Annotated in this window: 31 protein-coding genes; 15 read left to right on the top strand and 16 right to left on the bottom strand. The window is 62.6% G+C overall.

Annotated features, from left to right (window positions below; translation table 11 throughout):
• Positions 1 to 40 precede the first annotated feature (40 nt).
• Positions 41 to 949, top strand: a complete 909-nt coding sequence (locus tag AC0L3I_RS00665; RefSeq protein WP_473525634.1) for a LysR family transcriptional regulator — start codon at positions 41 to 43, stop codon at positions 947 to 949.
• Between the two features lie 27 nt (positions 950 to 976).
• On the opposite strand, the gene AC0L3I_RS00660 is transcribed toward AC0L3I_RS00665, so the two are convergent.
• Positions 977 to 1,894: a polyprenyl synthetase family protein gene (locus AC0L3I_RS00660; protein ID WP_473486967.1), complete on the bottom strand. Its 918-nt coding sequence runs from the start codon at positions 1,892 to 1,894 to the stop codon at positions 977 to 979.
• 79 nt (positions 1,895 to 1,973) lie between these two features.
• Between AC0L3I_RS00660 and AC0L3I_RS00655 the strand changes: the two genes are divergently transcribed.
• The 3 genes from AC0L3I_RS00655 (at position 1,974) to AC0L3I_RS00645 (ending at position 3,711) form a co-directional block, all read left to right on the top strand.
• Positions 1,974 to 2,744, top strand: coding sequence for a biosynthetic peptidoglycan transglycosylase (locus tag AC0L3I_RS00655; protein WP_473525633.1), 771 nt, complete (start codon positions 1,974 to 1,976; stop codon positions 2,742 to 2,744).
• A 138-nt stretch (positions 2,745 to 2,882) separates the two neighbouring features.
• Positions 2,883 to 3,065 (top strand): 50S ribosomal protein L32, encoded by a 183-nt coding sequence (gene rpmF, locus AC0L3I_RS00650; RefSeq protein ID WP_029348751.1) that lies wholly within the window; start codon positions 2,883 to 2,885, stop codon positions 3,063 to 3,065.
• Positions 3,066 to 3,309: 244 nt separating this feature from the next.
• Positions 3,310 to 3,711 (top strand): hypothetical protein, encoded by a 402-nt coding sequence (locus tag AC0L3I_RS00645; RefSeq protein ID WP_095495317.1) that lies wholly within the window; start codon positions 3,310 to 3,312, stop codon positions 3,709 to 3,711.
• Between the two features lie 133 nt (positions 3,712 to 3,844).
• Here AC0L3I_RS00645 and AC0L3I_RS00640 read toward each other — a convergent pair whose 3' ends face one another.
• Entirely contained in the window at positions 3,845 to 4,075 is a 231-nt protein-coding gene (locus AC0L3I_RS00640) for a hypothetical protein (protein ID WP_095495316.1), read from the bottom strand.
• An 80-nt stretch (positions 4,076 to 4,155) separates the two neighbouring features.
• The gene (locus tag AC0L3I_RS00635; protein WP_473525632.1) at positions 4,156 to 4,683 is read right to left on the bottom strand and encodes a winged helix-turn-helix transcriptional regulator; all 528 of its coding nucleotides are present in this window, start codon (positions 4,681 to 4,683) and stop codon (positions 4,156 to 4,158) included.
• Positions 4,684 to 4,780: 97 nt separating this feature from the next.
• Between AC0L3I_RS00635 and AC0L3I_RS00630 the strand changes: the two genes are divergently transcribed.
• From AC0L3I_RS00630 to AC0L3I_RS00605, 6 genes are all read left to right on the top strand, one after another.
• Entirely contained in the window at positions 4,781 to 5,662 is an 882-nt protein-coding gene (locus tag AC0L3I_RS00630) for an alpha/beta fold hydrolase (protein WP_473525631.1), read from the top strand.
• 63 nt (positions 5,663 to 5,725) lie between these two features.
• On the top strand, positions 5,726 to 6,382 hold the full coding sequence (locus tag AC0L3I_RS00625; protein WP_473525630.1) for a glutathione S-transferase family protein: 657 nt from the start codon (positions 5,726 to 5,728) through the stop codon (positions 6,380 to 6,382).
• 5 nt (positions 6,383 to 6,387) lie between these two features.
• Positions 6,388 to 6,732: an ArsR/SmtB family transcription factor gene (locus tag AC0L3I_RS00620; protein ID WP_473525629.1), complete on the top strand. Its 345-nt coding sequence runs from the start codon at positions 6,388 to 6,390 to the stop codon at positions 6,730 to 6,732.
• Positions 6,733 to 6,742: 10 nt separating this feature from the next.
• Positions 6,743 to 7,198, top strand: coding sequence for an SRPBCC family protein (locus tag AC0L3I_RS00615; protein ID WP_473525628.1), 456 nt, complete (start codon positions 6,743 to 6,745; stop codon positions 7,196 to 7,198).
• Between the two features lie 44 nt (positions 7,199 to 7,242).
• Positions 7,243 to 7,851: a glutathione S-transferase family protein gene (locus tag AC0L3I_RS00610; RefSeq protein ID WP_473525627.1), complete on the top strand. Its 609-nt coding sequence runs from the start codon at positions 7,243 to 7,245 to the stop codon at positions 7,849 to 7,851.
• A 76-nt stretch (positions 7,852 to 7,927) separates the two neighbouring features.
• Positions 7,928 to 8,302: a nuclear transport factor 2 family protein gene (locus tag AC0L3I_RS00605; protein WP_473525626.1), complete on the top strand. Its 375-nt coding sequence runs from the start codon at positions 7,928 to 7,930 to the stop codon at positions 8,300 to 8,302.
• A 144-nt stretch (positions 8,303 to 8,446) separates the two neighbouring features.
• On the opposite strand, the gene AC0L3I_RS00600 is transcribed toward AC0L3I_RS00605, so the two are convergent.
• From AC0L3I_RS00600 to AC0L3I_RS00590, 3 genes are all read right to left on the bottom strand, one after another.
• Positions 8,447 to 8,734, bottom strand: coding sequence for an ArsR/SmtB family transcription factor (locus AC0L3I_RS00600; protein WP_029348743.1), 288 nt, complete (start codon positions 8,732 to 8,734; stop codon positions 8,447 to 8,449).
• Positions 8,735 to 8,765: 31 nt separating this feature from the next.
• Positions 8,766 to 10,013, bottom strand: coding sequence for an MFS transporter (locus AC0L3I_RS00595; protein ID WP_473525982.1), 1,248 nt, complete (start codon positions 10,011 to 10,013; stop codon positions 8,766 to 8,768).
• Positions 10,014 to 10,100: 87 nt separating this feature from the next.
• Positions 10,101 to 10,295: a DUF1192 domain-containing protein gene (locus AC0L3I_RS00590; RefSeq protein WP_202365646.1), complete on the bottom strand. Its 195-nt coding sequence runs from the start codon at positions 10,293 to 10,295 to the stop codon at positions 10,101 to 10,103.
• A 187-nt stretch (positions 10,296 to 10,482) separates the two neighbouring features.
• Between AC0L3I_RS00590 and AC0L3I_RS00585 the strand changes: the two genes are divergently transcribed.
• The gene (locus AC0L3I_RS00585; RefSeq protein ID WP_473525625.1) at positions 10,483 to 11,496 is read left to right on the top strand and encodes an NAD(P)H-quinone oxidoreductase; all 1,014 of its coding nucleotides are present in this window, start codon (positions 10,483 to 10,485) and stop codon (positions 11,494 to 11,496) included.
• A gap of 132 nt (positions 11,497 to 11,628) precedes the next feature.
• Positions 11,629 to 11,769 carry a DUF1127 domain-containing protein gene (locus tag AC0L3I_RS00580; protein WP_065011316.1) on the top strand — a complete coding sequence of 47 codons (141 nt, stop codon included), beginning with the start codon at positions 11,629 to 11,631 and terminating at the stop codon, positions 11,767 to 11,769.
• Between the two features lie 189 nt (positions 11,770 to 11,958).
• Here AC0L3I_RS00580 and AC0L3I_RS00575 read toward each other — a convergent pair whose 3' ends face one another.
• Complete coding sequence (locus AC0L3I_RS00575) at positions 11,959 to 12,504, bottom strand: LysE family transporter (RefSeq protein WP_473525981.1); 546 nt, start codon at positions 12,502 to 12,504, stop codon at positions 11,959 to 11,961.
• A 418-nt stretch (positions 12,505 to 12,922) separates the two neighbouring features.
• Between AC0L3I_RS00575 and AC0L3I_RS00570 the strand changes: the two genes are divergently transcribed.
• Complete coding sequence (locus tag AC0L3I_RS00570) at positions 12,923 to 13,621, top strand: DUF1013 domain-containing protein (RefSeq protein ID WP_473525624.1); 699 nt, start codon at positions 12,923 to 12,925, stop codon at positions 13,619 to 13,621.
• Between the two features lie 162 nt (positions 13,622 to 13,783).
• Here the strand turns inward: AC0L3I_RS00570 and AC0L3I_RS00565 are convergent, their stop codons facing one another.
• The 5 genes from AC0L3I_RS00565 to AC0L3I_RS00545 all read right to left on the bottom strand — a co-directional run bounded on the left by AC0L3I_RS00565 (position 13,784) and on the right by AC0L3I_RS00545 (position 16,223).
• Positions 13,784 to 14,503, bottom strand: a complete 720-nt coding sequence (locus tag AC0L3I_RS00565; protein WP_473525623.1) for a helix-turn-helix transcriptional regulator — start codon at positions 14,501 to 14,503, stop codon at positions 13,784 to 13,786.
• A gap of 18 nt (positions 14,504 to 14,521) precedes the next feature.
• Positions 14,522 to 14,932, bottom strand: coding sequence for a hypothetical protein (locus AC0L3I_RS00560; RefSeq protein WP_473525622.1), 411 nt, complete (start codon positions 14,930 to 14,932; stop codon positions 14,522 to 14,524).
• A 7-nt stretch (positions 14,933 to 14,939) separates the two neighbouring features.
• The gene (locus AC0L3I_RS00555; protein ID WP_473486951.1) at positions 14,940 to 15,305 is read right to left on the bottom strand and encodes a VOC family protein; all 366 of its coding nucleotides are present in this window, start codon (positions 15,303 to 15,305) and stop codon (positions 14,940 to 14,942) included.
• A 63-nt stretch (positions 15,306 to 15,368) separates the two neighbouring features.
• Complete coding sequence (locus AC0L3I_RS00550; RefSeq protein WP_473525621.1) at positions 15,369 to 15,971, bottom strand: DJ-1/PfpI family protein; 603 nt, start codon at positions 15,969 to 15,971, stop codon at positions 15,369 to 15,371.
• Positions 15,972 to 16,055: 84 nt separating this feature from the next.
• Positions 16,056 to 16,223 carry a hypothetical protein gene (locus tag AC0L3I_RS00545; protein ID WP_095495301.1) on the bottom strand — a complete coding sequence of 56 codons (168 nt, stop codon included), beginning with the start codon at positions 16,221 to 16,223 and terminating at the stop codon, positions 16,056 to 16,058.
• A gap of 266 nt (positions 16,224 to 16,489) precedes the next feature.
• Between AC0L3I_RS00545 and AC0L3I_RS00540 the strand changes: the two genes are divergently transcribed.
• A complete protein-coding gene (locus AC0L3I_RS00540; RefSeq protein ID WP_473486949.1) occupies positions 16,490 to 17,443 on the top strand; it encodes a ring-cleaving dioxygenase in 954 nt (317 codons plus the stop codon).
• A gap of 45 nt (positions 17,444 to 17,488) precedes the next feature.
• Positions 17,489 to 17,671, top strand: a complete 183-nt coding sequence (locus AC0L3I_RS00535; RefSeq protein ID WP_165848714.1) for a hypothetical protein — start codon at positions 17,489 to 17,491, stop codon at positions 17,669 to 17,671.
• Between the two features lie 116 nt (positions 17,672 to 17,787).
• Here AC0L3I_RS00535 and AC0L3I_RS00530 read toward each other — a convergent pair whose 3' ends face one another.
• From AC0L3I_RS00530 to AC0L3I_RS00515, 4 genes are all read right to left on the bottom strand, one after another.
• Entirely contained in the window at positions 17,788 to 18,519 is a 732-nt protein-coding gene (locus AC0L3I_RS00530) for an SGNH/GDSL hydrolase family protein (RefSeq protein ID WP_123150201.1), read from the bottom strand.
• A gap of 99 nt (positions 18,520 to 18,618) precedes the next feature.
• Positions 18,619 to 19,359, bottom strand: coding sequence for a DUF899 domain-containing protein (locus tag AC0L3I_RS00525; RefSeq protein WP_473525620.1), 741 nt, complete (start codon positions 19,357 to 19,359; stop codon positions 18,619 to 18,621).
• Positions 19,360 to 19,487: 128 nt separating this feature from the next.
• Positions 19,488 to 20,513, bottom strand: a complete 1,026-nt coding sequence (locus AC0L3I_RS00520; protein ID WP_095495297.1) for a class I fructose-bisphosphate aldolase — start codon at positions 20,511 to 20,513, stop codon at positions 19,488 to 19,490.
• 129 nt (positions 20,514 to 20,642) lie between these two features.
• Entirely contained in the window at positions 20,643 to 21,839 is a 1,197-nt protein-coding gene (locus tag AC0L3I_RS00515; RefSeq protein WP_473525619.1) for a phosphoglycerate kinase, read from the bottom strand.
• Between the last annotated feature and the right edge of the window lie 34 nt (positions 21,840 to 21,873).

Below are 21,873 nucleotides of genomic sequence, written 5' to 3'. Positions count from 1 at the left end.
GATAAATTCCGTTTACCTGTGACGAAATGGAATAGATGACATGGACCGGCAAGAAACGATGGGTGTGTTCCTGTCGGTTGTCGAGGAAGGCGACTTCTCGGCGGCGGCGCGCCGGCTGCGGATGACCCCCTCGGCCGTCAGCAAAATCGTAGGTCGCCTGGAATCCCGCCTTGGCGTGCGCTTGCTGCAGCGCTCGACGCGGCGCATCAGCTTGACGGCGGAAGGCAGCACCTATGCCGACAGCGCCCGCCGTATCCTGAGCGACATCAAAGAGGCTGAAATCGCGATTCAACCCGGCGCAGAACCGCGCGGCCGGCTGCGCGTCAGTCTTCCGAGCGCCTTCGGCCATCGTTTGATCGTGCCGTTGTTGCCGGCTTTCATCGATCGCTACCCGGCCATTGAGCTCGAGCTGATGTTTACAGATGCGATCATTGACCTGTTGGCTGAGGAGACGGATGTCGCCGTGCGTGTTGCCGCCCAGAGCGATTCCAGGCTGGTGATGCGGCGGCTGGCGCCCAATCACCGTGTCATTTGCGCGTCAGCTCGGTATCTCGAAAAACACGGCACACCGATGACGCCAGGCGACCTTCAACATCATACATGTCTCGGCATCACATCACGCGGCGGCCTCAACATCTGGGAATTCGACGGCCCGGACGGTCCGCAAAGCATGCGTATCCGCAGCCCGATAGAGGCCAACAGCACCGAAGCCCTGCGCCGGCTGGCGCTCGCCGGCGTCGGCATCATCCGCATGTCGGAGATATTGGTCGGGCCGGACATCAGGGCAGGCAGGCTGACCGCATTGCTCACCGGATACAATCATCATGACGGACCGCCAATCTGCGCTGTTTATCCGCCTGGTCGAATTCTGTCGCCGCGTGTGCGCGTGTTCGTGGATTTTCTGGCCGAACAGTTCACCAACCCCCCTTGGCTACATGGCGCGCCGTAAGACGCCGGGAGTACAGTTGGAACAGCGTCAGCTGTTGCGGGCCGCCACGAATTTCGCTGCCTGCTTCAGAACCACGGCGTCTTCGCCATAGGGATGAAGCAAGGCGTGGGCCTGGTCGACGAGGCCTTGAAGTTGGTCCCGCGCCCAGTTCGCGCCGTGCAGTGCCACCAGCGTCGCCTTGCCGGCGGCGGCATCCTTGCCGGTCGCCTTGCCCATCTGGTGCGCATCCGCCGTCAGATCGAGCAGGTCGTCGGCAAGTTGAAAAGCAAGCCCGATCGCCGAGCCGAATTCCGCCAGTCTTTCACGGTCGGCCGCTGGCGCGCCGGCAAGGATTGCGCCCGCCTCGCAGGCGAAGCGGATCAACGCACCGGTCTTCATCGCCTGAAGCCGGATGATGCCGGCTTCGTCCGGCCTGATACGCTCGGCTTCAAGATCGAGCATCTGGCCGCCGACCATGCCGCCGGCTCCGGCGGCGCGGGCCAGCGCCAGCACCAGCGCCGCCCGTCGCTCGGCCGGCAGCATCGTCGCTTCGTCGGCAATGATGTCGAAGGCGAGCGCCAGCAAGGCGTCGCCGGCGAGGATGGCGGTCGCCTCGTCGAAGGCCTTGTGCACGGTCGGCTGGCCGCGGCGCAAATCGTCGTCGTCCATGGCCGGCAGATCGTCATGGATCAGCGAATAGCAATGCACGCATTCGAGCGCGGCCGCCACGCGCAGCGCCGCCTCGCCGTCGGCGGAAAACAGCGCGGCGCTTTCCATGACCAGGAAAGGGCGCAGGCGCTTGCCGCCGTTCAGCACGCCGTGGCGCATCGCCTCCATCAGACGCTGCGGCCGCGCGATCTCGCCTGAAAGCGGGCGGTCGCCGAGCAGCTGCCTGAGCAGCGCCTCGATCGGCCCTGTGCGTGCGACAAGCGCTGCCTCGAACGGTATTTGATCGTCTTTCGTCATGCCGGGGACGGGGTAGCCGACACTCAGACGTTGCGCAAGAAGCCAAGCGCCATTATGCCGGGGCAGGGAGCAGCATGGATTGAGCGGCTTGGCGGAACCGATCGTCGATCACGAAACCGAAGGGCTGGACATGGTGAGGCCGAAACGCGGCAACCGCATCGGTCTCAAACGTTGGCCCCGGCACTGGGTCCGGCGCGGTATCACCGTCGCCGTCGTGCTGGCGCTGATGCCGGTGGTGTTGACCTTTCTCTATCTGCCGCCGTTCGTGCATCCGGTATCGACACTGATGCTGAAGGATCTGGCGACGTTTTCCGGCTATGACCGGCGCTGGGTCTCGATCGACGATGTGGCGCCGGCGCTTGCGAATTCGGTCATCATGTCGGAGGACGGGCAGTTCTGTTTCCATCACGGCATCGACCTTGGCGAGTTGAGGGGCGTCGTCGACGATGCCTTGGCCGGGGAGATGACGCGCGGCGCATCCACCATTACCATGCAGACGGTGAAGAACCTTTATCTGTGGTCGCGGCCGCTGGGCTCGGTCCGGAAAGTCGTCGAGCTGCCGCTGGCCGTCTATGTCGACATGGTGATGTCGAAACGGCGCATCATGGAAATCTATCTCAATATCGCCGAATGGGGGCCGGGCATCTATGGCATCGAGGCCGCCGCCCAGCACCATTTCGGAGTTTCGGCAAAACGATTGTCGCGTCGCCAGGCGGCACTGCTTGCCGTCACCTTGCCGAACCCGATCGCACGCAACCCGGCGAAACCCGGACCGGGACTGAGACGGCTGGCCGCGCTGATCGAGCGGCGCGCGGGTCGGTCCGGCGCCTATGTCGGCTGTCTGCGATAGCTTAAAAAATTTCGCGACGGCGCTGGCCAAAACTGCGCAGGGCGTGTATAGGCACCCGACTTTCTCAGATTCCGGCCCCTGACGCGGCCCTTTCACGAGGGCAGCCGGGGCATTTTGACCATGTAGTGGAGCATATCCATGGCCGTACCGAAACGAAAAACCTCTCCGTCGAAGCGCGGCATGCGCCGTTCGGCCGACGCCTTGAAGGCCCCGACTTATGTCGAGGACAAGAATTCCGGCGAGATGCGCCGCCCGCATCATATCGACATGAAGACCGGCATGTATCGCGGTCGCCAGGTTCTGGAACCGAAGGAAAGCTGAAACAGCTTTCGACGGTTTGTGACTATCGAAGGACCGGCCATTGCGCCGGTCTTTTTGCATTGTGCGCAGATGATCGCCCACCGGATCATCTTCGAACAGCCCAGCGGCCATGCCGGATGGCGGCCGGGCCGGCTGGCACTGTTATTTCGCACGGTCTTTGTCCGTGTTCGCGGTCATGTGCGAAATTTCTTGACGGCGAACGCCGAGCGCATACTAGAGAAGGCTGTCCAACCGGAGCCGCCTGATGTTCGGTGCCATCCCGCTGCTGATCGTGCCCTTCGTCCTCTATAATCTCGGGCTTCTGGGAATATTCGGCGGCGGCGACGATCCCTGGGCAAGCGAAATGTTCTCGATCCGCATGATGTCGGGCGGGGTGTTCTCGATGACGCTCGGCGATCTGATCGTGCTGATCGGGCTGATCCTCTTCTTCATCGAAATCGTGAAATCGACGCGCACGTCAAACGCGTCGGTCATGGACCACCTGTTGTCGACCTTCGTCTTCGTGGCGTTCCTGGTCGAGTTCCTGCTGGTGAAGGGTGCGGCGCACTCGGTCTTCTTCACGCTGATGGTCATCGCACTGGTCGACGTCCTGGCCGGTTTCTCGGTGTCGATGCGGGCGGCCACTCGTGACATAAACGTGAACTAGAGGCCCGGCCTTAGCCTGGATCGGCGGTGAAGCCAGCCGTCTTGATGCCCGCGGTGGCGGCTGCTTTGAATCAGCGCATGATCTTTTCCGGAAACCGATTCCGGCTTCCAGCGTCATGCGCAAGGAACCAGCTCTATTTTTTCTTGGCGCGCGGCTTCTTTGCCGGAGCAGCAGGCGCATTGGCGAGGTCTTCCGCTTCCTTGGCGAGGCGCAGCGCCCTCAGTTTGTTGGTCTTTATCTGGCGGGCGTCGCTCTCGGCGACATATTCCGCCATCGCCTTCTGACGAACCGTGGCTGCCTCTTCCTGCTTCTTGAAACGCAAATCGGCCCGCGCGCGGGCAGTATCCTTAGAGTTCTCAACCAAGGGCTTTTTCCAATCCCGCAAATTATAGCTTTCAATCCCTTTAATAGCAGAGCCGGTCTGCGATGGGGAAAATAAGTTTGTCAGGCGTCAGGATCGCACCCGGCGCCCGGCGCCTTTCGGGCGACAACCGCCTCGTATCCAGCCTGCAAACTAGCACGTACGGTGGCATCCGGCGGCGTGTTGGAAGGCGTGCCCAGATGTTCATGGCGCAGTTCGTCCATGAACTTTTCCCACATCGGCGGGCCGCCCTTTTCCAGAAGCTCGGCGCGGATCGAGAGTTCCTCGCTGACCGGCAGCCAGACGCGACCCCAGGCGCCGAGATGCGCCAGGATCGGCACCAGCGTTATCGCCATTTCGGTCAGGCTGTAGATCGCCTTCTGCTTGTGGGTGGGATCGTCGGCCCTGGTCAGCATGCCGAGATCCATCAGCCGCTTCAGCCGATCGGCGAGAATGTTGGAAGCGATGCGTTCCAGCGATCCGTTGAGCAGGTCGCGAAAGTGGCGTTTGCCGCCGAAAATCATGTCGCGAAGAATGATCAGGCTCCACCGGTCGCCAAACACTTCAAGCGACAGGTTGATCGGGCACCCAGACCGGCGATCGATGCTCATGCGATTCTCCAAGAAACCGGTTGCATTATCATATCAGTTTTATTATCGTGCAACTGATTGCAAAATGCAATCAGTTTATAAGGAGGAGACTGCGATCATGATGAAGGCTGCGGAACCCGAAATCGCGTCCCAGACATTTGGCGACCCCGCGCACCCATCGGTGCTGCTGATCATGGGCGCCATGGCTTCTATGCTCTGGTGGCCGGAGGCGTTCTGCCGGACACTGGCCGGCAAGGGTCTGTTCGTGATCCGCTATGACAATCGAGATACCGGCCGTTCGATCAAATATGCGCCGGGCGAGCCGCCGTACACATTCGACGACATGGCGGACGACGCCATCCGCGTTCTTGACGGCCATGGCGTCGCGAAAGCGCATGTGGTCGGCATGTCGATGGGCGGCATGATCGCGCAGCTTGTGGCGCTGAAATATCCGTCGCGGGTCGTCTCGCTCACGGCGATCAGCACTTCTCCTGTAGGAATCGACACGTCGCATCTGCCTGGCACGACCGAGGCTTATATGAAGCATTCGGCCGAAGGCGCGAAGGTCGACTGGTCTGACCGAGCCCAGGTGATCGACTTCATCGTCAAGGACGCGCACGCGATCGCAGGCACCGCGCATCCCTTCGACGAGAAGCGAACGAGGGCCTTCGTCGAACAGGACTACGACCGGTCCGGCGGTTTTCTAAGCGCGACCAATCATTTCATGCTCAAGGGCGGGGAGGACTGGAAGGGGCGGCTGGGTCAAATGACGGCGCCGCTCCTCGTTATCCACGGCACCGACGATCCGATCTTTCCGGTCGAGCATGGCGCCGCTCTCGCCGAAGCGGTTGCCGGCGCGAGGCTTGTCCGTATCGAAGGCGGCGGCCACGAACTCCATCCCGACGATTGGACCACGATCGTTGATGCCATCGTCGCCCATAGCCAAGGCCAGATAAGCGCGGAGCCGGACCTTGACACACCATCGGCAATAGTTAAGTAATCGCTTCAGTGTTGAGCTCTGTAAACCATGCAGCGGCGAACCACCAAGGGAACGAGCAAAACGATGTCCTTGACGATGCATCTCCATCCGCTGGCCTCCTTCTGCTGGAAGCCGCTGATCGCGCTCTATGAGAACGGCAAGCCGTTCACGTCGGTCGTCGTCGATCTCGGCAATGAACAGTCGCGCGCGGCGTTCCTGAAATTGTCGCCGGCGGGTAAGATGCCGGTGCTGCGCGATGAAGCGCTGGACCGGACGGTGCCGGAATCGACGATCGTCATCGAATATCTCAACGCGTATTATCCCGGACCGGTCGAGCTGATCCCTGCCGATATCGATCTCGCCCGCCAGACCCGCCTCGCCGACCGCTTCTATGACTTTTACGTGCAGCACCCGATGCAGAAGATCGTCGGCGACCGCCTGCGGCCGGAAGGCAAGACCGATCCGTTCGGCGTCGAGGAGGCGCGCGCCCAGCTGCGCAGCGACTACGCCATCATCGAACAGGACATGCAGTCGAGGACATGGGCGATGGGCGAGGCCTTCACGATGGCCGATTGCGCCGCCGCCCCGGCATTGTTCTACGCCAACAAGGTCGAGCCGTTCGGCGACAAATATCCGGCGGTGAGACGCTATCACGACCGGTTGCTGAAACGCCCATCTGTCGCCCGCGTGATCGAGGAAGCGCAGCCCTATTTCAAGCTCTTCCCCTACAACAACGGCTAAGCCCGATGCTGCAGGATACCGCCCAGCTCGACCTGATGTTCCAGGCGCTCGCCGACCCGGCGCGGCGGCACATGGTGGAGCGGCTGTCGTGCGGCCCCGCCTCGGTAAGCCAGTTGGCCGAGCCGCTGGCGATGTCGCTGTCGGCGGTCGTCCAGCACCTGAACGTGCTCGAGGCGAGCGGTCTCGTCCGCACCGAAAAGCTCGGCCGGGTGCGCACCTGCCATATCGAGCCGAAGGCGCTGAGGACCGCCGAACACTGGATCAACGAACGGCGCCTGGCCTGGGAACAGCGGCTCGACCGACTCGGCGCCTTTCTCGCGGAAACCAAGGACGAAACTGAAGGAAACTGAGGAGGCCAACATGAGCGAACGCTCCGTCGTCCATTCGACCATAGTGCTCGAACGCAGCTACGACGCTTCGCCGGCGCGGGTGTTCGCCGCCTGGTCCGATCCCGCCGCATTGCAGCGCTGGGGCTCGCCCGGCGAGGGGTGGGAAAGCAGCATTGACTGCTTCGAGTTCCAGGTGGGCGGCATTGCGCTCAGCCGTTTCGGACCCAAGGGTGGCGAGAGTTATGTGCACGAGACGCGCTACCTCGACATCGTGCGCGACCAGCGTATCGTCTCGGCTGGTGGCATGACCAGCAGCGGCCAGCGATTGTTTGTCGGCCTGCTGACGGTTGAATTCAGTCCAGAAGGCACAGGCTGCCGGCTGGTGATGACCGAGCAAGGCGCCTTTCTTGACGGCCATGATCAGCCCGAAAACCATCAGGCTGGCTGGAGCCAGATGCTCGACAACCTGCGGGTGGAATGCGCGTGAGCGCCGCAGCCTGAGCCAAAGACCAGCAGAATCGGGAGGACAGTATGAAACTCTACTGCGGCATTGGCCCGAATTCCTACCGCGTTCGCATCTTCATGGCTGAGAAAGGCATCGACGTTCCGCGGGTTGAAGTCGACCTGACAAAAGGCGAGCACAAGGCGCCGCAATTCCTTGAGCTCAACTCACTAGGCCAGATTCCCGTGCTCGTGCTCGATGACGGGACGGTGATCACCGAAAGCATCGCCATCTGCCGCTATCTGGAGGCGCTTCATCCAACGCCGGCACTGTTCGGCTCAGACGCGGTCAGCCAAGGCAAGGTCGAGATGTGGAACCGCCGCGCCGAGATCGAGATCTTCGGAACGATTGGCAGCATTGCCCAGCATTCCGATCCCATGTTTGCGGAGCGGCTCGTGCAGTTCCCGGCTTTCGCCGAAGCGCAGCGCGAAGCCGTTCCGGCAAAGTGGGCGTGGCTTGACCGCGAGATCGCCGATGGCCGCCGGTTCATCGCCGGCGACCAGTACTCCGTCGCCGACATCACCGCCGCCGTCGCAGCGTGGCTTGGCGCCTTCTTCGGAGCCGACATCCCGGACTCGCTCGTCAATGTCCATCATTGGCTCGACCGTGTTCAGAAACGTCCAAGCTGGAACGCTTAGGCCGATGCCCGACACTGTTTCAATGGGACGATATGTGGCTCAACGCCAAGCACCTGAATCCTAAGGAGCTTTCGCCATGCCTGTCAAAAGCAGATCGGATCTGATCCGCAGTTACTTCGCCGCCTACCAAGCCAACGACCGCAGCGTCATCAAGGCGGTGCTGACAGACGATTTCACCTTCACCAGCCCCTACGACGACGCCATCGACCGCGCGACCTACTTCGCGCGCTGCTGGCCGAACAGCACGCTGTTCAAGTCGATCGCCGTCGAGAGGATTTGCGAGGACGGCAACGGTGCTTTCGTTCTCTATCGCTGCGAAACGCTCGACGGCAAGGTCTTCCGCAACACCGAATTGCATTCGTTCCAGGACGGTAGGCTGCACAGCGCCGAGGTCTATTTCGGCGCTACTTACAAGGACGGCGTTTTCGTCCCGCAACAACCATTGACCTAGCTCATCGGCCTGCCGAGGAGGTATGACGGAGCAGTGTGCCTTTCTCGACAGCCACGATGATCTCGGCACCCGCAAGCAAAGCATGGCCCGGGCGAGCTGCTCGACGCGCCTGGTGCGCTACTGGCAAAGACGCGACGGCGCATCTCAGTTTCCGGGCGAGCCAAGCTGCTCTGCATCCCAGAACTGGTCGAGCCAGATGTTGAGCTTCAGGAAGCCGGCATTGCTGACCGTATAGACGCGCCTTGTCCCTTCCGGCTTGGCGTTGACCAGTCCGGCATCGAGCAGCACCTTTAGATGCTGCGAAACAGCCGGGCGCGAGACTGGCAACCCGGCGGCCAGTTCGTTGACGGTCTTCGGGCCGCGCCGGAGCTCTTCCAAAAGATGGCGCCGGTTGGGATCGGCAATCGCCATGAAGGCGTCAGAAAACATCATGCCTTATTTGTGGGGCAAAGTTTTCTAAATCTCAACCGTTGGTTTCAGGCTTTCTGCGCGGATCGAGCCGCAATGCTTCCGGCGTGATCGAGCGCTCGGCCGGTTGCGTCTTGAAGGCGTCGCGGTCTTCGATCGGCACCGGCGCGCGCCGGCTGATGCGCAGCAGCGTATAGCCCGCCAGGCAAAGATGCGCGAAGGCCGTCGCAAGGAACAGGCCTTCCGGCCGCATCCAGCCCATCAGGCCGGCGGCCAGCAGCGGCCCGACCATCGTGCCGAAACCATAGAGCAGCAGCAGGCCGCCCGACACCTTGACGAAATCCTCCGCCCGGGCGTGGTCGTTGGCATGGGCAACGGCGATCGAATACAGCGTATAGGCAAAAGCGCCGTAGGCGGCGGTGCAGATGATGACGAAGACGCCGGAGCGCGGCTCGAACAGGAAGACCGCGACGGCGAACAGCGCCGCGCCAAAGGCCAGGCCCGCCAGCACAAAGCGGCGGTCGGTCTTGTCGGAGAGACGTCCGGCCGGAAGTTGCATGGCGGCGCCGGCGACGACCACCAGGCTCATCATCAGCGCGATCTCGGCCGTGGAAATGCCGATACGGGCGCCATAGACGGCACCAAGCGTGCCCCAGGCGCCGTTAGCGATGCCGATCAGAACGCAGGCGATCGCCGACACCGGCGAATTGACATAGAGCCCCTTGACGTCGAGCGAGACGTCCTGCAGCGGCTTGGGGTGCGAAGCTGTCGACACTGCGGTCGGAATGAGCGACAGGCAGAACAGGATACCGGTGATCATGAACAGCGAGGCCGACTGCACGTCGCCGCCGGCAACGATCATCTGGCCGCCCATGATCGAGGCATAGGTGACCATCATGTAAAGGCCGAAGACGGTGCCGCGGTTCTCGTTGGTGGACTTCTCGTTCAGCCAGCTTTCGATGACCATGAAGGCGCCGGCCATGGTGAAGCCGGTGAAGGCGCGCAGCAGGATCCAGACATATTCGTCGATGATCAGGCCGGTGAGCAGCGCGACGATGGCTCCCGATGCCGCAAAGGCGCCGAAAGCGCGTACGTGACCGGCGCGACGCACGAGGCGCGGCGCAAAAAAGCAGCCGGTGACGAAGCCGCCGGCCCAGGCCGTGCCCATCAGGCCGAGCGATGCGGTCGAGAAGCCTTCCAACTGGCCGCGCAGCGGCAACAGCAGCCCGTGCAGCCCGGTCGCCGCCAGCAGGAAAGCGGTGCCGCGAAGCAGCGAGAGGATCGGTCGGTAGCTTGCAAACATCATTTAGCTGATCCGGCTGGAATCTAGAGAGGATCTGAAGACAGCCGCATTCGAGCTTTTCGGCGGCGGGCGATTCGGCTCTGGAAACTATTCGCGGCGGAACAGCGCCTCGGCCGCTGATTTGGTGGTGCTCTTGGTCTTGAGCTCGGCTTCGAGCCGGGCGATCTCGTCGCGCAAGATGCCGATCCGCTCGGACAGTTCGTCGACGGAAAGCAGCGACAGATCCTGCCCGATCTCATGCGGGCGGGCTTTCTTTTTGGGTTCGTCGTCGAAGATCGCCATAGTCGCTCCTCGCTCATGCGCAAAAAATTAAACTGCTACCATTGCGCGTCCAATCGAACGCCCGACGCTGCAGTGGCCATTTGCCTGATTTGGCAATCAGCATACATAGGGCAGGGGCATGGATGCAAATAGTCGGCAAGAAAACCGGCAGCTGGCAAGAAACTGGCGAAGCGAGACGGGAAAATTCATGGCGAGTGGACAGAACAAGATTCCGGCGAAGATGACGGCCATTGCGATCTCGGAACCCGGCGGACCGCGAGTGCTGAAACCGGAAACGCGCGACGTGCCCGTGCCCGGTCCCGGCGAAATCCTGATCCGGGTGCGCGCTGCCGGTGTCAACCGGCCGGATGTGCAGCAGCGCAAGGGCGTCTATCCACCGCCGCCCGGTGCGTCGGATCTGCCGGGTCTCGAAGCGTCCGGCGAAGTTGCAGCCCTTGGCGACGAGATATCGCGCTGGCGTGTCGGCGACCGGGTCTGCGCGCTGACGCCCGGCGGTGGCTATGCCGAATACGTCAAGGTCCATGCCGGCAGCGTGCTGCCGCTGCCCGCCGGCTTTACCCACACAGAAGCGGCGGCGGTACCGGAAAACTACTTCACCGTCTGGCATAATGTCTTCGAGCGCGGCGGCCTGAAGAGCGGCGAGACGCTGCTCGTCCATGGCGGCTCGTCCGGGATCGGCACCACGGCGATCCAGCTCGCCTCGGCCTTCGGCGCCTATGTCATCACCACCGCCGGCAGCCAGGAGAAGTGCGACGCCTGCCTGAAGCTTGGCGCCGACCGGGCGATCAACTACCGCGAGGAGGAATTCGTCGCGGCGGTCAAGGACGCGACCGGCGGCAAGGGCGCCAACGTCATCCTCGACATGGTCGGCGGCGACTATGTGGCGCGAAACTACGAGGCCGCGGCTGTGGAAGGCCGCATCGTCCAGATCGCCACGCAGAGCGGGGCGGTGGCAAGCGCCGATTTCTCGAAGATGATGGCCAAGCGGCTCACCCACACCGGCTCGATGCTGCGGCCGCGCACCGTCGAATTCAAGGCGGCAGTCGCCGCAGCACTGGAGGCGCAGGTGTGGCCGCTGCTTGGCACCCGCAAGGTAGCACCCGTCATGGACATGATCTTCCCGCTCAAGGAAGCGTGGCGGGCGCATGAGCGAATGGAGGACGGCGACCATATCGGCAAAATCGTGCTCGATGTCGGCTGACGGTCGGTAAACAAGCTGAACAAAACCTTAATTGTGCAATGCAACAAACGCATTGCGGCCATGCAAAAGCGTCTGTTCAACCTTTCATCAACGATGCCTATTTGAGCGGCATCGAAACGATGGAGGACTACCATGAACCCGATCCGTGCTTTCCGTAATTGGCGCATGTACAATGAAACCGTGCGCGAACTGAACCGCCTGAACGCCCGTCAGCTCAACGACCTCGGCATCAACCGTGGTGACATCGAGAGGATCGCCCGCAAGGCGCTTTGATCTCGAGCGTGATCTCGCCCGAAAGCATCAAGCCGCTTTTTCGCGAAGTGGTGCTTCGGTCCGAGATCCTGCTTTAGAAGCCAGAGCCGCAGCAGACGGGTTTCCCGTCGCCGGTTCCGAGCCCGCTGGACCCTGTCCGGCGGGTTTTGTCGTTTTGAGGTCCGTCAAGCAGCGGCGGTTGCGTGTGTCTCAATAGCCAAGTGCGGCAAAACCGAGCGCCACCAGGGCTCCTCCCAGCACGATGTCCGCATGCTTTCGGAAATGACTGTAAAATCGTCGTGTGGCCGGTTGGGAAATGGAAAGGCCGAGAAGACCAAACCAGGCGATCGCAATAGCAAACACCAGTGCGACCGCGGACAGGTGAGTTGCCCCACGAGCATTTAAATTCAGCGTGGAGAATGCGAAAAACAGCGCGGTGGCAGGATTTGCCACTGCCGTGACAAAGCCCAGCCGGAAGTATCGAGCGATTGGAACCGGCTTCGGCTCGTTGATGCCGGTCTTGATAGACAGCGCCCGCCGCATCGAATTCCAGCCGATGAAGACCAGCACTGCGCCGTATAGGCTGGCGGCCATCTGGTGTGCGATGCCCCCCGGCAGCGCGCCGGCTCCCGTCGCGACGATCGCCGCCAACGAACTCGCGCCAAGGGCGATACCAGCGGCTGCCGAAAGCGCTGTGGCACGCGAAGCGGTTAGCCCGGTCTGCGCGACGACAGCAAAATTGGCGCCCGGCAGCATTGCCAACAGCGCATAGGAAATGGCGAACGGAAACAACCCCGCCGCGACAGCGTGCCCGGTTTCCAACATCGATCAGCCCACATCGGCGGCGGCCTGCTCTCCTGAAGGCAGCCGCTGCCACCGAGGGCGAAATGTGTATGAAACATGTCCCTTCTAACAGTCGGCAAATGCCGACATGAGGACCTCTTTTTGCCGGATTATCGGCCGCGCCCGCTGAGCGGCTCGCCGAAAGCACGGTGCCGAAGCCAAACGGGTTGATTTGGCACGTTTCGATCTCTCCCGCCAATCTCGCGAGTACCTTCCAAAAACGTTGCGAAACGGCAACGGAGTGGTTATATACGCAGCGAATTTCCCATTTTGGTGGCTCTAAAACCACCGCCCGCGCGGGAACGCGGGCGAACGAGAAGGATATCTCATAATGGCCAATACGCTGCTGATGCCCAAGGCGACCGCCGTCTGGCTGGTCGACAACACCGCGCTGTCCTTCGAGCAGATCGCGCAGTTCTGCGGGCTGCATCCGCTCGAGGTCAAGGCGATCGCCGATGGCGAGTCGGCGCAGGGCATCAAGGGCATGGACCCGATCATGACCGGCCAGCTGACCCGCGACGAGATCGCACGCGCCGAGAAGGACCCGAACCATCGGCTGAAACTGTCCGATCCCAAGGTGCGGGTGCCGGAATCCAAGCGCAAGGGTCCGCGCTACACGCCGCTGTCGAAGCGCCAGGACCGGCCCAACGCCATCCTCTGGCTGGTGCGCAACCATCCCGAGTTGAAGGACGCGCAGATCGCGCGCCTCGTCGGCACGACCAAGTCGACGATCGACCAGATCCGCGACAGAAAGCACTGGAACTCGGCCAATCTGCAGCCGATGGATCCGGTGACGCTGGGTCTCGCTTCCCAGATCGATCTCGACATGGAAGTCAACCGCGCCTCGCGTGGCCGCGAGCAGGCACAGCCGGCCGGCGACACGCTGCTGCCGGCAGCATTGACCGAGCGCCTGGTGCCGGCGCCGGAGAAGCCAAAGGACGAGGATGCGGAGCTCGACGCCAACGCCGTCTTCGCCAAGCTTTCGGCGCTGAAGTCGAAGGACGAGGATAAGGACGACGAGGAGAGATGAGGCGCCTGTCTTCTCCCCTTGTTGTGGGAGAAGGTGCCCCGAAGGGGCGGATGAGGGGTGTTCCAGCTTGGCACCAACAGCGCTCAAGCTACCACCCCTCAACCGTCTTGGCGCTGCGCGCCAATCCACCTTCTCCCACAACAAGGGGAGAAGGTAAGAGCGTCAGCTTCGCGCGGCCCGGTCCGGCGCCATGCCGTAGTCCTCGCTGCGCTCCACCGCCCGATAGAAATCGGCGAGCTGCTTGCCGCGCTCCGGCTTGAAGACGCGGCCGGCGACCACCACTGAAGCGATGCGGTCGATGCGGAAAGCGCGAAAATCGTCGCGCATCTCGCACCAGGCGACCAGCGTCCACACCTTGCCCCAGAACCACAGGCCCAATGGCCTGATGTCGCGCGCGGTGCTGCGACCTGCTTCGTCGGAGTAGTCTATGGTCAGCACCTGGCGTTTTTCCACCGCGCGCTCGATCAGGTCGATTGCTTCGCGGGCGGCGTCGCTCACCACCCACATCGGCGTGTGGATCTCGGTGCGGGCGATGCGGTCCTTTTCGGCATCGGGCAGCACGGCGCCGATCTTGACCAGCGCCTCGTCGGCGGCCCGCGCCATCGCAGCGCCGCCAAACGCGCGCACCATGCGGGCGCCGGCGACCAGCGCCACGATCTCGTCACGCGTGAACATCAGCGGCGGAAGGTCGAACCCCTCCCTCATCATGTAGCCGACGCCGGCCTCGCCGTCGATCGGCACACCAGTCGACTGCAGGTCGGCGATGTCGCGATAGATGGTTCGCTCGGAAACCTCGAGCCACGTGCCCAGCTTCTGGGCGGTGACCAAACGGCCACCGCGCAGATGCTGCACGATCTGGAAGAGCCTGTCGGCGCGGCGCATCGTATGGTCCCTCGGTGTTTATGATTCCAGCCCTTCGCGCTTGCGCTGCGCGGCGACGAATGCCGCACCGAAGGACAATTTCCCTGTTGTCGGCGTCTTTGCATCCAGCACCCGCCAGAACGGCGCGATCTCGCTCAGCGTCATGCTGCGCTCCAGATCCTCGTTGGCGGCCTCGGCGACAGTGCGCAGATGATAGCCGATAGTGACTGGACATGTCACTTCGGCACCGTGCTCGGTGGCGAGCGCGGTGCGCAATGCGCGGACGTCCATGTCCACGCCCTTTGGGATGGAGCGGATGAAATCATCGACCTGCCGTGCCGTCGGCACCAGCATCGGCTGGCCCTCGACGACGTCGCCAACAGTGCGCGCCGACGGCTTTATGCCGTTGGTGCCCGGCGTATTCAGCCTGTCGCTCCAGCTCTTTACCATGCGCCACCTAGACGAAGAGCCCAAAGCTGTTGCCGTCGGGGTCGAGGCAATAGGCGAATGTGCCGGCCGGAATGGAGATCGCCGGCGAGACGACCTGACCGCCGTTCTGCCTCACCCGTTCCATGGCGTCTTCGATTGGTGCGGCAACCGACAGATGGATGGTCGGGCCGGTTCCCGGTGCTGCGGGTTTTCCGGGGTAGACGTGCCCGGATGCCATTCGGTCCTGCGCTGCGAACATGGCCAGCGGGTTCGGGCCGCTCTCCTCCAGGATGAGATCGTTCTGAAGCACCGACCCATAAAAGGCGCGCGCCCGATCCATGTCGGTGACGGGAATCTCGAACCATGCCGACGCTTTTGCAGGGATGATGGCCATGTCTGTCTCCTGATACTGTCTGATACTGTCGCACTATTGCACGCCGCTCCTGACACCATACTGTCAGGAGGCTTCAGCATATTCCCCTTCGGCATACTCCTTGGCGAACAGCGCGCGCATCTGCGCCAAGTCGCCGCTTCTCTGGGGGTAGAGCGTCTTCAAATAGGCAAGAGCGAAAGTGCCGGGCGCCGAACCCCGCGCGGACACGATGCGACCGTCGGCGACGGCATAGGGCACGTCCTGATAGTTCTGGGCGCCGGGGTAACCCGGTTCCTTTTCATTGATCCAGTCACGACCATTGCTGGTGTGTTTGGCCTTCTCGAACAGGCCGGCGCGCGCCAGTGCCAGCGTGCCTGCGCAGATGCCGCCGACCACGCCACGGCGCGCCGCGATTGCCGTCAGCAGTCCGGAGATATCAGGCGGTGCATCGACCCACTGATCGGAGCCGATGACCGCGACGGCGTCGAGATCGGTGTTTTCATCAACCTCGGCGGAGCGGTCGGGCGTCAGCACAAATCCGCATGCCGAGGTCACCGGCTTGCCGTTCGGGGTCAGCGACACCGCGCGTGCACCGAACCACTCGACCGCCGAAGCCGCCAGCAAGCCGTATTCCCAGTCGGCGAAGCGATCGATGAAAAAGACGCCGATGGTCTTCTGTTCGGACATTTCCTGCTCCGTCTTTCGGCGCGCCGGACCTATTATCTGGGCGCTGTAGCGTCGGCATCCAACCGTTGCCGCGAAAAAAGCACCTCAATTGCCGCGGCCGTGGCGGCCTTCGTAATTATCCGGCCAACCGATGTCCTTGCGGATGCTCTGCGGCAACCCATTCATGAAACGCCGGGTGCGGATCTCGTTGCGCATCGTCCGAATCTTGCCGACATAGTGCTGCACACTGCGCAGAATGGTAAAACCGTTCATGGCTGGTCTCCTCTCTTTCGATGGAGACACTATCGCACACCCCTCCTGACAGCAGTCTGTCAGGAGGCTGAGAGGTCTTTGGCGAGCGTGCCAGGTTTTGTCGATTCCGATCCCGCCTGCGCGAGAGAAGCAGGCTTTTTCGTCGCTCTGCGGGTTAAGTCGTTCAGCTTGCAGCGACGGACTGTCGGAATTCGCAATCCTTCTGCGATAGGGACGGCGTTCTGATATTGAAGGAGAAAAATTTTCCAGAGATCAGGGAGACGACCATGGGCCTGCAACTGACGGGAATCCACCATCTAACCGCTATCACCGCGAACGCGCCGGGAAACCTTCGTTTCTACACTGGCACTTTGGGGCTGCGGCTAGTCAAGAAGACGGTCAATCAGGACGACACGTCAGCCTATCACCTTTTCTATGCCGACGCCGAGGCGACGCCTGGCACCGATCTTACCTTCTTCGATTGGCCGGTCGGACGCGAACGGCGCGGCACCAACAGCATCGTGCGGACCAGCCTGAGGGTCGCCAGCCCGGAAAGCCTTGCCTGGTGGAAGGAGCGCCTGGCCGGCGAGACCGTCGCGACGGGAGAGATCGGCGATGTTGGCGGCTACCCGTCGCTGGATTTAGAAGACCCAGAAGGCCAGCGCCTGCGTCTCGTCAGCGATGGCGGCAAGGGCGACAGTCATCCCTGGGCTCAAAGCCCGGTCCCAGTCGAGCACCAGATACGCGGGCTCGGGCCTATCGTCATCAGCGTTCCCGATATCACCAACACTGAAGCGGTGCTGACCAGGGTGATGAACATGCGCAAGGCGCGGGACCATGCCTCGCCAGACGGCGAGGGTCAGGTTCATGTCTTCGAAATGGGAGAAGGCGGGCCGGCGGCGGAGCTTCATGTCGCGGTGCAGCCGGGCTTTGCGCCGGCACGGCAAGGCGCCGGTGCGGTCCACCACGTCGCATTCAGGGCGCCGGACCAGGAGACCTTGCATCAATGGACCGCACGGCTGGCCGAATTCCGCCTACCGTCGAGCGGCGAGGTCGAACGATACTACTTCCGCTCGCTCTATTTCCGCGAGCCAAACGGCATATTGTTCGAAATCGCCACCGACGGCCCCGGGTTCACGGCCGACGAGCCGCTGGAAACGCTGGGCGAAAGGCTGGCCTTGCCGCCGTTCCTCGAACCGAACCGGGCTGCGATCGAGGCCGGCCTCAAGCCGCTGGCATAGCAACGCTTTCGTGAGCGAGCGAAAGGAGCGCTTTGACAGCCGACCGTGATGCTGGTCAAAGGCGGCATGTCGAAACTCCTCGCGCTCGTTATCATTGCCATGATGGTCATCCAGCTGATCAAGCCGCTCGGCTGGCCAGGGCTGAAGCGGCGCAGCGATTTCTGGAAGCTGGCGGTATTGGCGATGGCGGCGATTTCGATAACAGCGGCGCTGGGGCATTGGACCTAAAGTGCGTCGCGTTCGACCGACATCACGCGACGCGCTTTAGGTTGTTGTTTTATGCATGTCGTTTTCGCAAAACCGCTGCACACTTTTGCGCGACATGCATTAGGGCTGGCGGCCCGCTATGCGAGGCGTGGTTCCTTGGCCAGCACCAAGTCGACGAGATGTTCCGCCCAGGCTCGGTAGCCGGCTTCCGAGGCATGAAATCCGTCGGAGGCAAAACCGGCTTCGGCGTCGGTGATCGGCAGGCGCGGCGCCGGCACGGCGCCGCGTTCGAGGCAGAGGCGCTCGCCCATCCGGTTCATCTCGGCGGCGCGGATCTCCAGGATTTTTCCGAGCAGCGGCGGCATTGCCGGTGCCCGGGTGAATTCCAGCACTGGCGACCACACCACGCGCGCCTCCGGCCATTTGGCGCGCAGCGCGTAGAGCAGGCCGCCAAAATCGCTCTTGAAGCGTGGCACCGAGTGAAAGTTCTTGGTGTCGTTGGTGCCGATGGCGAGCACGATATGCGTCCAAGGATCGGCCGACAGATTGGGCAGCACATGGTCGCGGATCTGGCCTGAGGTCGCCGAGTTGAAGCCGGCTGCCCGCCAGCGCACCGCACGGCCAGTGCGTTTCGAGATCAGCTCGGCCAGTTGCGCGGCCAGCCCGTACTCGGAATTGCCGATGCCGACCGAAGCGGCGGAAGAATCGCCAAGCATCAGAAGCGAGACCGCCGGCGCCTGGCCTGATATCTCGTGCATGACCGGACCTTGCGCCGGCAGCATGCGAGTGGTGCGGCGGCGCACGCCGAGCCCCTGCCAGACATAGACCGGAAAGGCGAGCCAGGTGAGGAGGGCTAGAAAGCGCTGCATCGCAAACCGTTAATGGGGCAAGTCCGTTTAAGGGCATAGCGAGCAGCACTTAGCGCATATCGGGCCAAAGGCGAAAGACCTTGCGTCGGCTGCCGGTCGTCAATGACAACAGGCGTCCTGCATTTCGGACCTGTCTGCATATTCGTCGTGCAGCTGCACCCAGTCCATCAGGCTGTGATAGGGACCGGTCTCGTTGCGGCCCTTCGGCGTCAGGTCGAGATAGTGATAAGCGCCGATCAGCGGATCGCCGCCCCTGGAGCGCGGCATGAAGGTCAGGAAGATGTCGCCGTTCTCATCCCTGTAGAACACGCTGGTGCCGGGAAGGTCCTTCGATTTCAGCGCCCGCTGCTCGAAATTGTAGATCGTGTCGCCGGATGCGATCTGCTCTTCGGTGAAGGAAACCTGCATGTCGAAGTTGAAGTCCGAGGCGTAGGACGACACCCAGTCGAATTTCCAGCCCATGCGCTGTTTGTAGGGCAGGAACTCGGCCAACGGCGCCCGCGAGATCACGACCAGCGACACATCGTGGTGCTTGAGGTGCTGATTGGCGCCGTCGATGTGGTCGGCGAGGAAGGAACACCCTTCGCAACGGTAGTCGGCGCCCGGCCCGAACATGAAGTGGTAGACGATCAGCTGGCTTGCGCCGGCGAATAGTTCGGCCAGTTTCTTCGGCCCTTGTTCGGTCTCGAAGACATAGTCCTTCCGGATCTTAAACCAAGGCAATTCCCGCCGTTCGGCAGCGATGCGGTCGCGAAATCGCGTCAATTCCTTCTCGCGCGCCAGATGCGCCTTGTGTGCCTGGAACCAGTCTTCCCGTGAAACGATCTTGTTGTTTGGCATCAGCCCGCTCCTCTTTGAGCCCTAAGGACGTTTGGGCTCAACGCGAGCCGACACGGCCGTCGCGTTTTTTGGGAGCATATGGAACCCGGGCAGATGGCCCGGGTTCGGCTGACGTAGAAAAAATCCGGTCAGGCGGCCTGTTCCAGTTCCGGCTGCCATTTTCCAAGCGCGGCCAGATGGTTCATGTGGGCGCGGTGGGCGAAGGCGGCCTGGGCAGCGGCGACGTTGGCCGCCTTGCCGCTCCACGCCTTCTGTGGCGCCGCCTGCAAGGCTCGGCCGTAGGAGAAAGTCAGCTTCCATGGATGCGGGCCGATGGCGTTGATGGCATTGAGGTTGGCGGTCGCCTCCTCGTCCGATTGCCCGCCGGAGAGAAAGGCGATGCCCCCAATCGCGGCCGGCACCGTTTCGCGGAACAGTTTTATGGTCTTTTCGGCGACTTCCTCGGGGCTGCTGGTCTTGCCCGACTTCTTGCCGGCGAGAACCATGTTCGGCTTCAGGATAGTGCCTTCGAGGACGACGCGGGCCGCGTAGAGCTCGGTGTAGAGTTTTGTCAGCGTTGCCTTGCTGATCTCGTAGCAGGTGCCGATGTCATGGGCGCCGTCCATCAGCACCTCCGGCTCGACGATCGGCACGATGCCGGCCTCCTGGCAAAGCGCCGCATAGCGGGCGAGCGCATGGGCGTTCGAGCCGATCGACGTTGCGGAAGGCACGCCTTTGGCGACGTCGATGTCGATCACCGCACGCCATTTGGCGAAACGGGCGCCGAGCTTGTAATAGTCGGCGAGCCGCTCGCGCAAGCCGTCGAGGCCTTCGGTGATCGTATCGCCGGGGTACCCAGCCAGAGGCTTGGCGCCGGCATCGACCTTTATGCCTGGGATGGCGCCGGTCGCCTTGATGATGTCGACGAGCGGCGTGCCGTCCGCGGCCTTCTGGCGGATGGTCTCGTCATAGAGGATGACGCCGGAAATGTATCTGGTCATCGCCTCCTTGGCGCGGAACATCATCTCGCGATAGTCGCGGCGGCTGTCGGCGGTCGATTCGACGCCGATCACGTCGAAGCGCTTCTTGATGGTGCCGGAGCTTTCGTCGGCGGCCAAAAGACCCTTGCCGTCGGCCACCATCGCGGCGGCAATGTCCTCGAGACGTTCGCTCATTGTGCATCCTCCTGAAACAGTTGTTCCAAGCTAGCAGACCACTAGTGCAAGGCAGGTTCAAGTCGAACCATTCCGAGTGGAAAACTCGAATCGATTGAAACGCGCAAACGCCCTCGTTCGCCTCTCGCCTCAGCGCTTCAGCACATCGACACCGGGCAGCGGCTTGCCCTCCATCCATTCCAGAAAGGCGCCGCCGGCGGTCGAGACGTAGGTGAAGTCGTCGGCGACGCCGGCATGGTTGAGTGCTGCCACCGTGTCGCCGCCGCCGGCGACCGAGATCAATTTGCCGGCCTTGGTGCGGGCCGCGGCGTGCTTGGCTGCCGCCACCGTCGCCCGGTCGAACGGCTCGATCTCGAAGGCGCCGAGCGGACCATTCCAGACCAGCGTCGCAGCGCGGTCGATCCAGTCGGCAACGGTCTTCACCGTCTTTTCGCCGACATCGAGGATCATGGCGTCGGCCGGCACCTCTGATATGGCGACGGTTTCGCTGGCGGCGCCCGCCTTGAATTCCCTGGCGACGACACCGTCGATCGGCAGGATGACGGCGCAGCCGGCTTCGGCCGCCTCGATCATGATCTGCTTGGCGGTGTTGGCGAGGTCGTGCTCGCACAGCGACTTTCCGACATCGGTCCCCCGCGCGGCCAGGAAGGTGTTGGCCATGCCGCCGCCGATGACCAGCGCGTCGACCTTCTTCACCAGATTCATCAGCAGGTCGATCTTGCTTGAGACTTTGGCGCCGCCAACGATGGCGACGACAGGGCGCGCGGGATTGCCGAGGCCCTTTTCCAGGGCGTCGAGTTCGGCCTGCATGGTACGGCCGGCGAAAGCCGGCAGCAGGTGCGCAAGCCCTTCCGTCGACGAATGAGCGCGGTGGGCAGCGGAAAAGGCGTCGTTGACGAAGATGTCGCCATTGGCGGCGAGCTTTTCGGTGAAGTCCGGGTCGTTCTTCTCCTCGCCCTTGTAGAAGCGGGTGTTCTCGAGCAGCAGCACGTCGCCGTTGTTCATGGCGGCGACGGCGCTCGCCGCTGCGTCGCCGATGCAATCGGCCGCGAAGCCGACAGGGCGGCAGAGCACCTCCGCGGTCGCCTTGGCGATCGGCTCAAGCGAGAATTCGGGCGACGGTCCATCCTTGGGCCGGCCGAAATGGGCAAGCAGGATGACCTTGGCGCCCTTGCCGGAAAGCTCGGCGATGGTCGGCGCGATGCGCTCGATGCGGGTGGCGTCGGTGACCTTGCCGTCGGCGACAGGAACGTTGAGGTCGACGCGCACCAGCACGCGCTTGCCATCGATATTGCCAATGTCGTGCAGTGTCTTGAAGCCGGCCATGCTGTTCCCTTTCGCAAAAAACGCCGGGACCTTA

This window comes from Mesorhizobium sp. WSM4840, from assembly GCF_055811755.1.
The sequence above is the reverse complement of the archived record's forward strand: the minus strand, read 5'-3'. Positions and strand labels throughout refer to the sequence as shown.

Excerpts from the sequence above, each read along its gene's own strand:
- AC0L3I_RS00540 (WP_473486949.1), top strand. The coding sequence starts at position 16,490 with ATGGGCCTGCAACTGACGGGAATCCACCATCTAACCGCTATCACCGCG.
- AC0L3I_RS00660 (WP_473486967.1), bottom strand. The coding sequence starts at position 1,894 with ATGACGAAAGACGATCAAATACCGTTCGAGGCAGCGCTTGTCGCACGC.
- AC0L3I_RS00605 (WP_473525626.1), top strand. The coding sequence starts at position 7,928 with ATGCCTGTCAAAAGCAGATCGGATCTGATCCGCAGTTACTTCGCCGCC.
- AC0L3I_RS00590 (WP_202365646.1), bottom strand. The coding sequence starts at position 10,295 with ATGGCGATCTTCGACGACGAACCCAAAAAGAAAGCCCGCCCGCATGAG.
- AC0L3I_RS00515 (WP_473525619.1), bottom strand. The coding sequence starts at position 21,839 with ATGGCCGGCTTCAAGACACTGCACGACATTGGCAATATCGATGGCAAG.
- AC0L3I_RS00570 (WP_473525624.1), top strand. The coding sequence starts at position 12,923 with ATGGCCAATACGCTGCTGATGCCCAAGGCGACCGCCGTCTGGCTGGTC.
- rpmF (WP_029348751.1), top strand. The coding sequence starts at position 2,883 with ATGGCCGTACCGAAACGAAAAACCTCTCCGTCGAAGCGCGGCATGCGC.
- AC0L3I_RS00550 (WP_473525621.1), bottom strand. The coding sequence starts at position 15,971 with ATGTCCGAACAGAAGACCATCGGCGTCTTTTTCATCGATCGCTTCGCC.
- AC0L3I_RS00555 (WP_473486951.1), bottom strand. The coding sequence starts at position 15,305 with ATGGCCATCATCCCTGCAAAAGCGTCGGCATGGTTCGAGATTCCCGTC.
- AC0L3I_RS00585 (WP_473525625.1), top strand. The coding sequence starts at position 10,483 with ATGGCGAGTGGACAGAACAAGATTCCGGCGAAGATGACGGCCATTGCG.
- AC0L3I_RS00525 (WP_473525620.1), bottom strand. The coding sequence starts at position 19,359 with ATGCCAAACAACAAGATCGTTTCACGGGAAGACTGGTTCCAGGCACAC.
- AC0L3I_RS00520 (WP_095495297.1), bottom strand. The coding sequence starts at position 20,513 with ATGAGCGAACGTCTCGAGGACATTGCCGCCGCGATGGTGGCCGACGGC.
- AC0L3I_RS00620 (WP_473525629.1), top strand. The coding sequence starts at position 6,388 with ATGCTGCAGGATACCGCCCAGCTCGACCTGATGTTCCAGGCGCTCGCC.
- AC0L3I_RS00625 (WP_473525630.1), top strand. The coding sequence starts at position 5,726 with ATGTCCTTGACGATGCATCTCCATCCGCTGGCCTCCTTCTGCTGGAAG.
- AC0L3I_RS00530 (WP_123150201.1), bottom strand. The coding sequence starts at position 18,519 with ATGCAGCGCTTTCTAGCCCTCCTCACCTGGCTCGCCTTTCCGGTCTAT.
- AC0L3I_RS00595 (WP_473525982.1), bottom strand. The coding sequence starts at position 10,013 with ATGTTTGCAAGCTACCGACCGATCCTCTCGCTGCTTCGCGGCACCGCT.
- AC0L3I_RS00575 (WP_473525981.1), bottom strand. The coding sequence starts at position 12,504 with ATGCTGCCGGGCGCCAATTTTGCTGTCGTCGCGCAGACCGGGCTAACC.
- AC0L3I_RS00615 (WP_473525628.1), top strand. The coding sequence starts at position 6,743 with ATGAGCGAACGCTCCGTCGTCCATTCGACCATAGTGCTCGAACGCAGC.
- AC0L3I_RS00565 (WP_473525623.1), bottom strand. The coding sequence starts at position 14,503 with ATGCGCCGCGCCGACAGGCTCTTCCAGATCGTGCAGCATCTGCGCGGT.
- AC0L3I_RS00545 (WP_095495301.1), bottom strand. The coding sequence starts at position 16,223 with ATGAACGGTTTTACCATTCTGCGCAGTGTGCAGCACTATGTCGGCAAG.
- AC0L3I_RS00560 (WP_473525622.1), bottom strand. The coding sequence starts at position 14,932 with ATGGTAAAGAGCTGGAGCGACAGGCTGAATACGCCGGGCACCAACGGC.
- AC0L3I_RS00665 (WP_473525634.1), top strand. The coding sequence starts at position 41 with ATGGACCGGCAAGAAACGATGGGTGTGTTCCTGTCGGTTGTCGAGGAA.
- AC0L3I_RS00600 (WP_029348743.1), bottom strand. The coding sequence starts at position 8,734 with ATGATGTTTTCTGACGCCTTCATGGCGATTGCCGATCCCAACCGGCGC.
- AC0L3I_RS00630 (WP_473525631.1), top strand. The coding sequence starts at position 4,781 with ATGATGAAGGCTGCGGAACCCGAAATCGCGTCCCAGACATTTGGCGAC.
- AC0L3I_RS00635 (WP_473525632.1), bottom strand. The coding sequence starts at position 4,683 with ATGAGCATCGATCGCCGGTCTGGGTGCCCGATCAACCTGTCGCTTGAA.
- AC0L3I_RS00580 (WP_065011316.1), top strand. The coding sequence starts at position 11,629 with ATGAACCCGATCCGTGCTTTCCGTAATTGGCGCATGTACAATGAAACC.
- AC0L3I_RS00610 (WP_473525627.1), top strand. The coding sequence starts at position 7,243 with ATGAAACTCTACTGCGGCATTGGCCCGAATTCCTACCGCGTTCGCATC.
- AC0L3I_RS00645 (WP_095495317.1), top strand. The coding sequence starts at position 3,310 with ATGTTCGGTGCCATCCCGCTGCTGATCGTGCCCTTCGTCCTCTATAAT.